The sequence below is a fragment of the Arthrobacter sp. LT660 genome, from assembly GCF_056172845.1.
On the sequence record NZ_CM149651.1, the window covers coordinates 537,191 to 551,178 of the forward strand.

Genomic DNA, 13,988 nt, shown 5'->3' on the forward strand with positions numbered 1-13,988 from the left:
TCATGGCCGCTAACACCCACCCCCGGTCCTGGGGCGCCGGTCTGACCATCACGGACCCGGACCACGTCGAGGCGGCACGGGCACTGCGGAAGGCCTTCCAAACCCCGCGCCCGGTAGGCGAAACAACCGGGCTGAGGGACCTGGCGGACTACGACCGGGCGTTCGGTGTTGTCCTTGATGACGGGCAGGTCGCCTGATGCCGGCCGCTAAGGAAACCACCGGCCAGATCGAGTACTACTCCCGGGCGATGAAAGCACCGCGGATCCGTGAAGCAGCAACCCGGCTCGCGGACCAGGCACGCGACGGCGGCTGGACCCACGAGGAGTACCTCGCCGCTGTCCTGTCCCGGGAAGTCGCAGCCAGGGAAGCTTCCGGCGCCGAGATCAGGGCCCGGGCCGCAGGGTTCCCGGCCCGGAAATCACTCGAAGACTTCAACTTCGATCACCAGCCCGGCCTCAAACGCGACACCATCGCGCACCTGGCCACCGGCGCGTTCCTCACCGAAGCGTCCAACATCGTCATGCTCGGACCGCCCGGCACCGGCAAAACCCACCTCGCCACCGGGCTCGGCTTACGCGCGACCCAGCTCGGTCACCGGGTCCTGTTCGCCACCGCCATCGACTGGGTCGCCCGGCTCCAAGCAGCCCACCAAGGCGGACGGCTGCCCCAGGAACTGGTCAGGCTGCGCCGCTACGGACTGATCATCGTGGACGAAGTCGGCTACATCCCCTTCGAACAGGACGCCGCGAACCTGTTCTTCCAACTGGTCTCATCACGCTACGAGCACGCCTCGCTGATCCTGACCTCGAACCTGCCCTTCGCCCGCTGGGGAGACGTCTTCGGCGATCAGGTCGTCGCCTCGGCCATGATCGACCGCATCGTCCACCACGCCGAAGTCATCACCCTCAAAGGCTCCAGCTACCGCCTCAAACACACCCAGGTCGATTCGCTGCCCTCGACAAGACCCGAAAATACGGCAGAATAACCAACGTCAAAGTGGCTCACTTTTCAGCCCGCGAAATGGCTCACTTTTCGACCATCGCTGACACAAGCAGCACGCCCCGCTACTTCACGTGCCGTTCGCCCTGGTTCACGGTGCTGGTGTAATAGCTCATCGAGCAATGCAGACAGGAGGACTGCCGACTCAGCATACGTTCGATTCAGACCATATGGTGCCATGCGGCCAGCATGGACAATTTGATTCCGCATGTCGTACAAACGGCGAAAGACCGCGGCGAGCTGAGCGCGAATGGCAATGACTTCATTGGCGTTTAACGTCACCGCCCTTTCGCGCGCGAGAAGTCCGCCGCCCGAAGCCACGGACATCGAGTGCGCAGGAAGTGCTGTCTCGACCAATCTAGCTGCTTCTGTCTTGTTGGCTTCCCGCAGCGCGATCGCTAGGTCATCGTCACCTGATCGGGCATGCTTGGTTGCAAGAGCCGTGAAAGTGTCGCGCACGTACATGCACACCAGGACATCGGCAGCTCGGTCCGCGACGCTTGCCAAATCTCCAAAATCCCCCTCACCGGCGAATAGGGTTTCAAGTGTCGCCCAAGCGGCGATTGTGGCCGCACGAGATGAGGTCTGATCAGCTGCGGTCAGAAGGTCCAGTGCCGCCTCCAGTTCTTCCGAAGCTTGCTCGAACATGTCCCGTCCGCCGCCACTGTCCAGCTCGCGAATTCCAATGCCTAGATCGGGTTCGAGTGATAGGGGCACCGACCAGGATCCAGGCGAGACCCATCCCTCCGTGGCGAACGTAAGAACTCTTTTGCTGTGGGATGCTCGGTGACGCTCGACGACGCGCCGCAGGGCAAGTTGGGCTTCGTTGATCGCCGCGTACTTGTCGATGGCTTCAACCCGAATTTCTACGCCACCGCGGTTCTCCGGCACCTGGACGCCCGGTAGGAGGTCCTCGAAACGTTCCTCGAACTGGGCTTTCTGCAGCAGCGGCGGTGCGATGACGTTAAAGCCCCTTCTTCGTGTTAGCGGCACGAAGAACGTCCAGCCAGAGCCAGCAGCGGCCGAGTTTCTCGCGCGATTTATCGCCACGGCGAGTGTGACAACCTCCTTGTCGTGGCGAAGTTGGTAGGTAGCGAAGTTGGCAATCCACTGGTCGGACATTCCTTCAGATCGGAGGAATGCGGCGAGTTGCCAAGCCAGCTTTTCGCCGCTCACCGGGCTAGATGCGACATCGACATCTGCGTCAAGGTCGTCCAGATAGGACTGCACCCAGGAGGAATAGTTCTGAGCGAGTTCATCGACAAGACTCTTGAGCGCGAAGTGCATCGTCGTACCGTGGATCACCTTGTCAGATGAAATGCTCAACTGTTTCAGCACCCCACCCCGATCACGGGGAGGAATGAAGAGATCTCCTTTGATCAGTCTCCTGGCTTCATTCAACGCGTAATTTTTCGCACCGTCCCGGGCATTTCCTTCGACAAGGTCCAGGCAATGACGTAATGCATCAATAGGACTCGATCGCCAAAGTCGGGTGCTCCAACCTCTTGTCGGCGAGAAAAGTGTGACGAGCCGTTCCATTACGGCCTCTGCCAGACTGCTGGACTTAAACGCCAAAGTGATGCCCTCCAGATTCAGTGCAGACCAAGTGAAGCGGCGCCGATCGCTGCGTCCGCAAATGCTCCATGAGTTCGGACAAAAGCCTCTACCCCCACGCCGAACGATACCGGGCGTACGTCTCACAGCAGAACTCTGCACACCATCTGGCTTACCTAACGCTCCATGGGGTCTGCTGCTGCGACAGCGGGACGTACAAACTGTTGCATATCCGTGGATCACGTTGCGTCCGCAGTGGCAGTCTCGATCTTGGCCGACAACTCGTCAACATGGCGCTGAGTCTCCTGAAAGCCATTCGAGTCGAGTGGCAAGGATTATCGAGGCCTGCTGCCGATCCGTGCGAGGGCAGGGAGAATCTTCTAATACGGAACTCGCTTCTTGACCGCCGTACGCCGGGCTGTTCACCGCGGCCGGAATCGACCGGGAAAGTTCTTGCTGGCCAGTATCCGCCGGCTTGGACTCCCGGGGGGCGATAGACTCATCGGCACCCGATCGCTCTACACCAGCAACGGCCCTGCTCGTGCTCTTGGATGACCAGGCCCCGTGCTTCTTTGAGAAACACTACCGGCCTCTACCTCGCAACTGGACGCGCAGAGCACATTGCGACACTCACCAACGTCAGTGGTCGCAAAATACAAGAGTCTGATCGAGCTCGTATGCCGGGACGATCAAGGATCGCGGTCCTGGAGAACCTTACCGACCATACAAACGTTGGGGCGATTTTCCGCAGCGCCGCAGCCATTGGCGTCGACGCTGTCCTGGTCTCTCCACAGTGCGCCGACCCGGAATTTTTCAAGTCAAGCGGTACCAAGGTGAGTTAGGCTGCTGGCTTTTCGGTGGTTTCGGTTGGTTGGTTGATCCATGCTGGCCCGGGCAGGGCTAGGATTTTGGGGTCGGTGGCGGTGTTGAATCGGTGTGGGTGTTTGGCCCGGGCCGCGGCCAGTGTCTGCGAACGCTTCCCGGCGACCGAGTCGGCGAAGCCGTAGTGCACGTTCGCCGGGGTGTGGAGCCCGATCCCGGAGTGCTGGTGGTGGTGGTTGTACCAATCCACGAAGCCGCTGATGAACGCCCGGGCATCGCCTAGTGAGCCGAAGCGCTCGGGGAACGTCGGCCCGTATTTCATGGTCTTGAAAATCGACTCCGAGTAAGGGTTGTCGTTGCTCACCCGGGGCCTGGAGTGGGATCGGGTGACCTCCAGGTCCGAGAGCAGCGCGGCCACCGTTTTGGAGGTCATGGACGTGCCGCGGTCCGCATGCACGACCTCCGGGACGCCGTGGATACCGAAGATCTCCTTCATCATCTCCACCGCGAGGATCCCGGATTCGGTGGCGTGCACATGCGCCCCGACGATGAACCTCGAATGGATGTCCACCATCAGGTAGCAGTCGAAGTACTTGCCCTTCACCGGTCCGGCTAGCTTCGTGATGTCCCAGCTGAGCACCTGGCCAGGGGCGGTGGCGACCAGTTCCGGGATGGCCCGGGCCGGGTGCTTGGCCAGCCGGCGGCGTTCGGCGACCTGCCGGTTCTCCCGGAGCACCCGGTAGAACGTGGAGACCGACCCGAGGTAGATGTCCTCCTCGAGCAGCTTCGCGTAGACCTGCAGGGGTGCCAGGTCCACAAACCGTGGGGAATTCAACGCCGCCAAAATCTCGGCGCGCTCCGCATCGCTGAGCCTGTTCGGCGGCACCACCGGGGCCTGGTCCACCGGTGCGGCGGGCTTGCGGTAGATCGTCGTGCGCGAGAGCCCGACCAGAGCCGCGGCCCGCCGCGTCGGCATATCCGTCTGCACCAACAGTCGGTAGGCCCCGGTCATTTCTTCTTGGGTTTCGGTTCGTCCGGCGATTCCGCGATGGCGTTCTCGAAGAACGCCGAGAGTTTTCCCATCACGTCCAAGGCTGCCTCGGTCTGCTTCAACCGGCTCTCGCTCACCCCCAACTGGCGGCGCAATCTGGCGATCTCCACCTGCTCCGCAGAGAGCTTCCCCACGGTTTCGCCAGCTTTCTTGCCGGCCAGCACGCCAGCATCGCGCAGCCTGCGCCACTCGGCGATCTGGGAGGAATACAAACCTTGTTCACGCAGGAACGCAGCACCTCCCTGACGGGTGCAGGCGTCCTCGTACCGGGTCAAAAACTCGAGCTTCTGCGCGGGGCTGAACGACCGTCGCGGGGTCGGTCCACCGGCACGCGGTCCGGAACTACTCATGGATCCATCGTGGCCCACATCGGCCAGAACTAGATTAGACACGTTGATCGGTTTCCTGATTCTCGCCCTACGCGATCGAGCTGATTTGCTATGTCACCCTGGTACCGCTCCAGCCTGACACGTAGGGACCCGCTCTACCGACGCTCCATCCGGGTGTCGATGGGGACTGTGTTCCAAGTGCCATGGACCAGAATCGAGTCGTGGCCTGGGGACCTTGAGGTACTCAAGGAAGCAGGCTACTTCGTGGCCGGCATGTCGCTCGGCGAAGGTGCCATCACACTCGATGAGCTGGTCGCCCAGGACCACCCGAACCTGGCGCTGGTCTTCGGCACGGAGGGAGAGGGGTTGAGGCCTGAGACCGATCAGGCGCTCGACGCGCGCGTGACGATTCCGATGATGAACGGCGTCGACTCCCTCAATGTCGCTGCCTCCTCCGCGGTTGCCTTCTATGCGACGAGGTAGTGGCTGAGCGTGACGCACCCGCCCGACCGCGGTGTCAGGAGCAATTGAAGAGCTGGAGTACCGCATCAATGCCAGCGGCGACTCCCCAGGACCGTCACAGCGGCGGTGATGGCGATGCCGAGGCCGATCGGGACGCTGAGATGGATCTGGAGCAGGGGTACTCCGATGGCGGCCCCGGCGAACATAGCGAGGACAGCGCCCAGCCGTCGGTTGAGTAACCTGGGCCGTTGCTTGCCCACAAGTGACTCTCCGGCGAGGGAAGTCATGGTGGAAGTAATGACCACTGTGGTCATGTCTCGTACGCCCAAATGCCGCGCAATCAGGGCCTGGGAGCCCATGTGCATGGCGATAACGGCGGCAACAATGACACCAATGGACTGCCGGCCGACGTCTTCCACGATGAGAGAGGTGGCGGCGGTTCCCGTCAACGCGATACAACCCGCTGTGAGAAGGAGCGTGACCCTGCGGTTCCAGCCTTTCGGGCTTGACTGGAGCGTAGATCCGGCAACCGCCGCGCCGAGGAGAAAGGCGCCAAGTGCTACCAGTGGGCCCAAAGTTGGCAGGTTCGCCGCCCCGGCCAACGCCATCGCAAGAATCACCACGTTGCCGGTCATGTTTCCGGTGAAGATGTGATCAAGTCCAAGGTAGCCGACCGCGTCAACCACACCTGTAACGAGCGTGAGGGCCATCATGAGGATCAGTCGGAACTTTTCCGGAGACGCATTTTCTTGTGGGGTAGAGGCGGTTTTGGTACCTGAGCTGGCTACGGCTGATGTCATGGTTTAAGGGATCCTTCATCGTGAGGGGTTGTCTCTATGACCACCCCTCGGACATGCTTGTTGGTGGTTTTAGATGGACTGGCTGGCAACTACGGCGATGGCGTCGCTCCGGGGATCTGCGCCGGTGGCGAGGGCGCCATCGTAGCGTCGACGTGCAATCTTGGAATGGCCGACAAGGTCGTCCCGGCCCTTGCCGTTCAGGATCGTGAACGTTGTCTCGCCAAACTGGGCAACGGTGTCATCGTCGATCAGGCCCTCAGCGAGGATGTGGTCGTTGGCCGTCTGTGCGTCCATGCCGCCAACCACGAAGCGCGGACGGCGGGAGTTATGCTTCCGCCGTCGTGAGCCGTTCTGCTTCCTGCCTTGCATTGTTGGCGCGGCGCTCAGGTTTCAAGCTTGGAATGCTCGCCCAGGCGGTGCCATGAACGGTTGTGGTAAACCAGAGCGTCGCCGGGTTCGCCCGCTTGGACGTCACGCATCACACGGGACTCCAGGGCGTGAACGGCGATGATGGTGGAAGTCCCCACCTCCATGCGATCGATGACGGCGCAGCGCACCCAAGCGCGGACATCGTCATACACCGCTTCGCCGGTTGCAAGGGCCGACCAGCGGTGCGTCTGGTCAAAGCGGTCGGCACCGGGGGTCGCTCCCAACTTGGCCAGGTCGACGTCGTGCGCGTCCAGCAGGTGCACGACGACGGTCTCGGCGCGCGACAGCACCTCGGACGAAGAAGACAGTGCCGAGACCGAGAAGATCAGCAACGGAGGGTCCGCACTCACCGACACGACCGAGGACACCGTCAGCGCCACAGGCCCTTCGCCGGCATCGGCCGTGACGACGGCGACACCTCCCGGGTGCCCACGGAACAGTGCTTTGAATTCATCGGCCGAGAGGGAAGACGGGAAGCTTTGCTGCGGAGCCTCGAGCCAAGTGTCTGCGGGGTAGGCGTGAAACACCGTTATGACACCTTGGGGGTGGAGCGGGCCAGTTCTTCGCGAACGATGGTCGTCCCTGCGCTGAGAGCACTCAGCTTGGCCAGTGCGACATCCCGGGGGAACGGTGCCATGCCGCAGTTCGAGCTGGGCAGGAGCTTGTCCGCATCAACGAACTGCAGGGCCTTGCAGAGGGTGTCTGCGACCTCCTCCGGGGTCTCGATGGTCTCGCTTGCGACGTCGATTGCCCCGAGCATGACTTTCTTGCCGCGGAGGAGCTCGATGAGGTCCATGGGCACGTGGGAGTTCTGCGATTCCAGCGAGATGATGTCGATGCTGGAGCTCTGGAGCAGCGGGAACGTTTCCTCGTACTGCCGCCACTGTGAGCCGAGCGTCGCCTTCCAATCATTATTCGCCTTGATCCCGTAGCCGTAGCAGATGTGCACGGCGGTCTCCGCACGCAGTCCTTCTGCCGCTCTCTCAAGCGCAGCCACGCCCCAGTCCTTGACCTCATCGAGGAAGACATTGAACGCGGGCTCGTCGAACTGGATGATGTCCACGCCGGCCGCCTCGAGTTCTTTCGCTTCCTGGTTAAGGATCGCGGCGAACTCCCAGGCCAGCTTCTCGCGGCTCTTGTAGTGGTCATCGTAAAGCGTATCCACCATCGTCATCGGACCGGGAAGAGTCCATTTGATCGGCTTGTCGGTAGTTGAGCGGAGGAATTTTGCGTCTTCGACGAATACCGGCCGTTCGCGGCGCACCGGCCCGACGACGGTTGGCACGCTCGCGTCGTAACGGTCACGGATGCGCACGGTCTTGCGCTGTTCAAAGTCCACCCCGACGAGATGCTCGATGAACGTCGTGACGAAGTGCTGGCGGGTTTGCTCGCCGTCGCTGACGATGTCAATGCCGCGCCGGGTCTGCTCGTGGATGGCGATGCGCAGCGCGTCCTGCTTGCCCTCGAGCAGCGCATCCCCCTCCAGCTTCCACGGGGACCAAAGAGTCTCCGGCTGTGCGAGCCACGATGGTTTCGGCAGGCTTCCGACAAGGGTGGTGGGCAAAAGTGTGTTCATGATTGGCGATTCTCCGAGGGTCAGTTGACGAGAGCGGGGTAGTTGGCGGTCCACTGGTCCAACAGATCCTTGTGGGGCGTGATGAAGTGTTCCTCCGTGTACTTCGCCTGCGTGACCGCGAGCTGACCGCGCTCGACGCGGTCGTAAGCGATCTGGGTCCGCGAGAAATCCTGCTCGCCCAGGCTCGGCTGGTAGACGACGGCGGCGGCGGAGTTCGCGTTGTAGACCTCCGGGCGGTAGATCTTCTGGAACGTCTCCATGGTGCTGATCGTGCCGATGAGCTGCAGGTTGGAGTAGTCGTTGAGCAGGTCGCCCCGGAAATAGAAGGCGAGGGGAGCCACGCTGCCGCGGGGCATGAAGTAGCGGACCCGCAGCCCCATCTTTGCGAAGTACGCGTCCGTCAGCGAGAACTCGTCCTGCTGGTACTCGACGCCCAGGACCGGGTGATGGTTTCCGGTTCGCCGGTACGTCTTGCTCGTGGAGACGCTGATGCAGACCACTGGCGGTTGCGGGAAGCGTTCCCGGCATACCGGGGAATCGAGGAAGTGCTGGAACAGCTTGCCGTGAAGGTCTCCGAAGTCCTCGGGTACGGTGGGCTTGCCCGAGTCAGCTGCTGCCGCTGGCAGTACGACGCTGAAGTCGAAGTCCCGGACGTAGGAGGAGAAGTTGTTGCCGACGATCCCTTGGTGGCGGACCCCGTTCAGCAGGTCGACGATCTGGATATCGAGAACCTCGAACAGCGGGAACTGCTGATCCGTACCGTCCGCGGTGAACTGTATCTGCACGGAAACGATCTCAAGCTCGAGCGTGTAGCGGTCCCGGTCCGGGTTGTCCCAGTCTGCGAGATCGTTGAAACGACGCCGAATCATGGTCAAGGCGTTGCGGAGGTTCTCCTGGCGGTGCTCGCCACGTGCCAGGTTGGCGAAGTTCGTCGTGATCCGGGAGCCTTCCGACGGGGAGTAGTCCTCGTCGAAGCGGGTGGTGGTAATGCTGAAGGTGAAATCGTCGGCCATGCGCTGCCAATCGTTGATGGGCCGGAGACGGCCTTTCCGAAGGGGATGTATCCATGGTGCAGCCTTTCAAGGGGTATCAAGTAACTAGGCGTTACTATGCATTCATATAGAATCTTCCTATGGCCCAGATTTCGACCGGACTGACCCTGCAGCAGCTCCGCTACTTCATAGAAGTTGCCGCTGAGGGGTCGATCTCCGCCGCGGCCGATCTTCTCTACGTCGCGCAGCCGACCATGTCCGCTGCCATGAAGGACCTTGAGGCACGGGTGGGCCGTGCACTCCTGGTTCGCTCCGCCCGCGGGGTCACCCTCACCGCCGACGGGGTAGAGTTCCTCGGCTACGCGAGACAGGTGGTCGAGCAGTTCGCCCTCCTCGAGCAGCGCTATCTTGGCAGGCCACCGACACGACGTCTGCTTGGGGTGTCCACGCAGCACTACTCGTTCGCGGTGGACGCCTTCGTCCGGATGGTCAAGGCCACTGAGGTGGCCGAATACGAGTTCTCGCTCCGCGAGTCCCGCACCTGGGACATCATCGAGGATGTCCGGACACTCCGCAGCGAGATAGGCATCCTCTACCGGAACGATTTCAACCGGAAGGTCATCGACAAGCTGCTCCGCGAATCCGGGCTCGCGTTCTCTCCGCTGTTCCTCGCCGATCCACACATTTTCATTTCACGGAAGAACCCGCTCGCGTCAAAAGAGCGGGCGACTCTGGACGATCTTGCCGCCTTGCCGCGGCTGACCTTCGATCAAGGTGCGAACAACTCTTTTTACTTTGCCGAGGAGATTCTCTCCACCTTGTCCAGTAAGCAGGAGATCCGGGTCTCCGACCGCGCAACGATCTTCAACCTCATGATCGGGCTCCACGGTTACACGATCTCGACGGGCATCATCAGCGGGCAGCTCGACCCGGAGATCGTCGCCATCCCGCTCGAGGTTGACGAACGCATCGAGATCGGCTGGATCGGCCACGCCGCGATTCCGCTTACCGACCAAGCGCAGCGCTACCTCAGGGAACTGCGCGCCGTCGTCGCTGAGTTCGGCGTCGCTCTACTCGACTGACCGCAGTCGAGTAGGCGGTTCCGTACCCCTCAGGTGATTCGACGCGTCTGTTGCAGCCGAGCGGGTTGCTGGTGTCGTACCTACCCGTCGCAGGAGCCAAACTGACAGGCAAGGCCCTGGATAAGCTGCCAGAGGCGGACGAAGAATAGGTGCAAATCAAGGTTCTTCACGTTGTGTGACTGTTCGTGCCGAGCCCCGGCGATGTTTTGCGCCGTGAAATGCCTACAACACATTGGAACCACCACCAACCTGGGGGCCATCTTCAGGTCGGCGGCCGCCCTGGGGATCGATGCGGTGCTCATCACCCCGCGGTGCGCTGATCCGCTCTACCGGCGGTCCATCCGGGTGAGCATGGGAGCCGTCTTCCAGGTTCCGTGGGCCAGGCTCGAGTCGTGGCCCGGCGGCCTCGAACTGCTGGCGGACGCGGGGTTCACGATCGCGGCGCTGGAACTCGCGGAAGACGCCTCGACCATCGACGCCGTCGCCGATGAGGACATCGACAGGCTGGCCCTGGTTCTGGGCACCGAGGGGACCGGCGTCTCCGGGGCCGTCCTGGGTTCGGTGGCACGCACCGTCATGATTCCCATGCGCCCCGGAGTCGACTCCCTGAACGTGGCCGCGGCCTCCGCCGTCGCGTTCTGGGAATTGCGCGCCCGGTAGGGCGGTGGCCGCTGCGGCGACTTGGGACGCGGCAGTTCCGTGGGCTATAGTGGAAAGTCGCTTCCGTGTCGAACGGAGCGTCTTATTCCGAATGGCGGCTGGCAAAATCCAGTGGCTCGAACAAAGGTTTACGCATGAAGGCTGATACACACCCGAAGTACGCGCCGATCGTGTTCCACGATCTGGCTTCCGGCGAGAAGTACCTGACCCGTTCCACGGCGACGTCCCAGAAGACGATCGAGTGGGAGGACGGCAACACCTACCCGGTCATCGACGTCGAGATCTCCGCCGCCTCGCACCCGTTCTACACGGGCAAGCAGCGCATCATGGACTCCGCCGGCCGCGTCGAGCGCTTCAACGCACGCTTCAAGAACTTCGGCGGCAAGAAGTAGTCTTCAGGCACATGCCACAAAGGGACCCCTTCGGGGGTCCCTTTGTTGTTGGGGCGAATGTTGGCCCCAGGGGAGGGATTCCCCCGTGCCGCCCGCTTGGACGCGCGCCGACGGTCGGTGGCGGCCGCCGGACTAGTCCGCGGTAGCCGTCACCGACACCGCCTGGGCGCGCAGGGAGCGCGCCAGGTGGTCGCGCTGTTCCACCACGATGCGGCGCAGGGCCCGCGGGGCTCCGGGATGGTCTCCCAGCCACTCGTCCGCCTCCAGCACCACGGGGTGCATCGCCGGGTCTCCGCCGAGGTGGTCCTGATGGGACGGGAAGAGGCCCTGGACCACGCGCGTTGCCTGGCCGATGCTCATGGAGGACCAGATGCCGTCCAGGGCCGGCCAATACCCGGCGTAGTATCCGTCGAGCAGTTCGTGCCCGCCGATGCGGAACCCTTGGACGGTAGCGGTCAGCGCGTCGTTGGACAGGGCGAACCCGTCGGCACCCACTCCGCTCAGCGCGGTGTTCCAGGCCTCTCGCTTCACGGAGGCAACGGGCCGGGCCGCGCGGGCCAGGGCATGGCCGACGGACGCGACGGCCGAGGGCCCCTGCGTCAATTCGCCGTCGAGGGTGGCCGCGTCCACGAACCCGCGGGCCGCGCCGGCCTGCAGCAGGGCCCAGCGCAGTTCCTCGTCGACTGCCAGTCCGTGAACCGTGCGCGACCCGTCAAGCAGGCCGGCCACCAGGGAATCCGCGCCTCCGTCGCGGGCCAGCGCGGCCAGGCACCGCGCGAAGGCGACCTGCGCGTCCGAGCCCGGTTCCGCCGCCACGACCAGCTCCTGGATGCGCGCGACCGTGAGCGCGTGTTCCCGGCCGCGCAGGCCGGGGGCGCAGTAGTCGAGCACCGCCGCTCGCATTTGGTCCAGCAGCAGTTGCAGGACACCCGCCTCACGCACCGAATGAGCCATTCTCCGGACGGCGTCCAGGAACCGGGGTGCGGGCAGGACACCGTCGCGGACCATGTTCCACAGGGAAGCCCATGCCGTCGCACGCGCGAGCGGCTCGTCGAGGGTGTCCAGGTGGCCGAGGAGGGTGGCGAGTGAGACGTCGTCGAAGCGAACCTTGGCGTAGGTGAGGTCCGCGTCGTTGGGAAGGACCAGCGCCGGGCGGCGGCCGCCCACCAGCTGCTGCAGCTCCGTGCGGGCGCCGGCGACCTCCACGTCGAAGGACTCCGTCCGGAGGAGCACGCCCCCTCGCAGGTCGAAAACCCCGAGCCGCATCACGTGGGGCCGCATCGTCTGACGTCCGGTGGCCGGGTCCTCGGACGCCTGGGTCAGAAACGCGGACGTGACCTTCCCGGCGTCGTCCTGAACCAGCTCGACGGCGAGTTCGGGCACTCCCGCGCTCTCCAGCCAGGCCGCGGACCAGGCCCGCATGTCATGGCCGGACGCGGCTTCCAACTCGTCGAGGAAGTCGGCGAGGGTCGTGTTCCCAAAGGCGTGCCGGAGGAAGTAGGAGCGCACCGCCGCGGTGAAATCCGCGCGGCCCACGTAGGCCACCAGTTGCTTGAGCACGGAGGCGCCCTTGGCGTACGTGATGCCGTCGAAGTTCTGCCTCGCGGCCTCGAGGTCGGGGATGTCCGCGACGATCGGGTGCGTGGTGGGAAGCTGGTCCTGCACGTACGCCCAGGCCTTCCGACGGTTCGCGAAGGTCACCCATGCGGTCTCGTGGGCCGTTGCTTCGTCCACGGCGAGGGTGCCCATGTAGTCCGCGAAGGATTCCTTCAGCCACAGGTCGTCCCACCAGCGCATGGTGACGAGGTCGCCGAACCACATGTGGGCCATCTCGTGCATCAGCGTGTTGGCGCGCGCCTCGAACTGGGCTTCCGTGGCACGGGAGGTGAAGACGTAGGACTCGGTGAACGTGACCAGTCCGGGGTTTTCCATGGCGCCCAGGTTGTACTCCGGCACAAAGGCCTGGTCGTATTTGCCCCAGGGATACGGGTAGTCGAACATCTCGTGGAAGAAGTCCAACCCGCGTTTGGTGGTGCCGAAGAGGGCGTCGGCATCGAAGTGCGGCGCGAGGGAGGCCCGGCAGGCCAACCCGAGGGGGACCTCCACCACCGTTCCGTCGGAGGTGCGCCCGGTCCAGTGGTCGGAGACGTAATGGTAGGGTCCGGCCATAAGCGCCGTGATGTAGGTGGACATGCGTTCCGTCGGAACGAATCGCCACGTCGCCGTGCCGTCGCCGTGGTCGTCCCTCCGCGCCACCCGCGAGTTGGACGCCACGTGCCACGCGGCCGGCGCGGTCACCGAGAACGTGAACTCCGCCTTGAGGTCGGGCTGTTCGAAGTTCGCGAAGACCCGGCGCGCGTCCGCCGGCTCGTACTGTGTGTAGAGGTATGTCTCCCCGTCGGCCGGGTCGACGTAGCGGTGCATGCCCTCGCCGCTGGTGCTGTAGAGCGCCGTGCCGAGGACGACGGCGGTGTTCTCGGCCGCCAGCGAGTCGAGGAGCACGCGGGAACCGACGACGGCGTCGGTCGGGGCCAGCTCGCGTCCGTTCAGGACCACGCTTTCGACGCCGTCGTGGATGAAGTCAAGGAATGTGGAGGCGCCGGGCTCCGCAGTGAAACGCACCGTCGTCTGGGAACGGTAGCCGAAGACGGAGGGGTCGCGGGCGTCGGCGAGGTTCAGTTCGACGTCGTAGGCCAGCACGGAGACGATGCGCGCGCGCGTGGCGGCCTCCTCGCGTCCGAGGTTTTGGTTGCTGCTTTGGACATGTCCCTCAAGTTCGTCTTCCACCCGCCCATTAAAGCATGAAATGAGTGTTTTAGATCACAGTTGGGGGAATCCGG

13 protein-coding genes and 2 pseudogenes are annotated in these 13,988 nt (G+C 63.5%); 7 read left to right on the forward strand and 8 right to left on the reverse strand.

Features of this window, described 5'->3' with window-relative positions:
• The first annotated feature begins 2 nt into the window (after positions 1–2).
• Both AC0QSG_RS02480 and istB read left to right on the forward strand, forming a co-directional pair.
• Positions 3–197 (forward strand): hypothetical protein, encoded by a 195-nt coding sequence (locus AC0QSG_RS02480; protein ID WP_475376542.1) that lies wholly within the window; start codon positions 3–5, stop codon positions 195–197.
• Entirely contained in the window at positions 197–985 is a 789-nt protein-coding gene (gene istB, locus AC0QSG_RS02485; RefSeq protein ID WP_475376543.1) for an IS21-like element helper ATPase IstB, read from the forward strand. The genes AC0QSG_RS02480 and istB overlap by 1 nt, the downstream gene beginning before the upstream one ends.
• A gap of 23 nt (positions 986–1,008) precedes the next feature.
• Here the strand turns inward: istB and AC0QSG_RS02490 are convergent, their stop codons facing one another.
• Positions 1,009–2,538, reverse strand: a complete 1,530-nt coding sequence (locus AC0QSG_RS02490; protein ID WP_475376544.1) for a hypothetical protein — start codon at positions 2,536–2,538, stop codon at positions 1,009–1,011.
• Positions 2,539–3,230: 692 nt separating this feature from the next.
• Between AC0QSG_RS02490 and AC0QSG_RS02495 the strand changes: the two genes are divergently transcribed.
• The gene (locus AC0QSG_RS02495; protein ID WP_475376545.1) at positions 3,231–3,395 is read left to right on the forward strand and encodes a TrmH family RNA methyltransferase; all 165 of its coding nucleotides are present in this window, start codon (positions 3,231–3,233) and stop codon (positions 3,393–3,395) included.
• On the opposite strand, the gene AC0QSG_RS02500 is transcribed toward AC0QSG_RS02495, so the two are convergent.
• Positions 3,392–4,776 (reverse strand): IS3 family transposase gene (locus AC0QSG_RS02500; RefSeq protein WP_475375028.1). Its coding sequence is split into 2 segments (ribosomal slippage): positions 3,392–4,458 and positions 4,458–4,776, totalling 1,386 coding nucleotides; the frame shifts between segments, so codons are not numbered across the junction. The two genes, AC0QSG_RS02495 and AC0QSG_RS02500, sit on opposite strands and share 4 nt — an antisense overlap.
• 126 nt (positions 4,777–4,902) lie before the next feature.
• Here AC0QSG_RS02500 and AC0QSG_RS02505 point away from each other — a divergent pair.
• Positions 4,903–5,238: pseudogene (locus AC0QSG_RS02505) on the forward strand (TrmH family RNA methyltransferase); the annotation flags it as partial.
• 65 nt (positions 5,239–5,303) lie between these two features.
• Here the strand turns inward: AC0QSG_RS02505 and AC0QSG_RS02510 are convergent.
• The 5 genes from AC0QSG_RS02510 to AC0QSG_RS02530 form a co-directional block, all read right to left on the reverse strand.
• Entirely contained in the window at positions 5,304–6,017 is a 714-nt protein-coding gene (locus AC0QSG_RS02510; RefSeq protein ID WP_330192734.1) for a YoaK family protein, read from the reverse strand.
• Positions 6,018–6,086: 69 nt separating this feature from the next.
• Entirely contained in the window at positions 6,087–6,311 is a 225-nt protein-coding gene (locus AC0QSG_RS02515) for a hypothetical protein (RefSeq protein ID WP_330192735.1), read from the reverse strand.
• 89 nt (positions 6,312–6,400) lie between these two features.
• Positions 6,401–6,973, reverse strand: a complete 573-nt coding sequence (locus AC0QSG_RS02520) for a flavin reductase family protein (RefSeq protein WP_330192736.1) — start codon at positions 6,971–6,973, stop codon at positions 6,401–6,403.
• Between the two features lie 2 nt (positions 6,974–6,975).
• Positions 6,976–8,022 (reverse strand): methionine synthase, encoded by a 1,047-nt coding sequence (locus tag AC0QSG_RS02525; protein ID WP_159632125.1) that lies wholly within the window; start codon positions 8,020–8,022, stop codon positions 6,976–6,978.
• Positions 8,023–8,042: 20 nt separating this feature from the next.
• Entirely contained in the window at positions 8,043–9,035 is a 993-nt protein-coding gene (locus tag AC0QSG_RS02530; protein WP_159632124.1) for a DUF1852 domain-containing protein, read from the reverse strand.
• Between the two features lie 119 nt (positions 9,036–9,154).
• Between AC0QSG_RS02530 and AC0QSG_RS02535 the strand changes: the two genes are divergently transcribed.
• From AC0QSG_RS02535 to AC0QSG_RS02545, 3 genes and pseudogenes are all read left to right on the forward strand, one after another.
• Complete coding sequence (locus AC0QSG_RS02535; protein WP_159632123.1) at positions 9,155–10,096, forward strand: LysR family transcriptional regulator; 942 nt, start codon at positions 9,155–9,157, stop codon at positions 10,094–10,096.
• 213 nt (positions 10,097–10,309) lie between these two features.
• Positions 10,310–10,756, forward strand: a pseudogene (locus AC0QSG_RS02540) (TrmH family RNA methyltransferase); the annotation flags it as partial.
• Between the two features lie 134 nt (positions 10,757–10,890).
• Positions 10,891–11,148 carry a type B 50S ribosomal protein L31 gene (locus AC0QSG_RS02545; protein ID WP_435726094.1) on the forward strand — a complete coding sequence of 86 codons (258 nt, stop codon included), beginning with the start codon at positions 10,891–10,893 and terminating at the stop codon, positions 11,146–11,148.
• 132 nt (positions 11,149–11,280) lie between these two features.
• On the opposite strand, the gene pepN is transcribed toward AC0QSG_RS02545, so the two are convergent.
• Positions 11,281–13,935, reverse strand: a complete 2,655-nt coding sequence (gene pepN, locus AC0QSG_RS02550) for an aminopeptidase N (RefSeq protein ID WP_475376546.1) — start codon at positions 13,933–13,935, stop codon at positions 11,281–11,283.
• Positions 13,936–13,988: the final 53 nt, after the last annotated feature.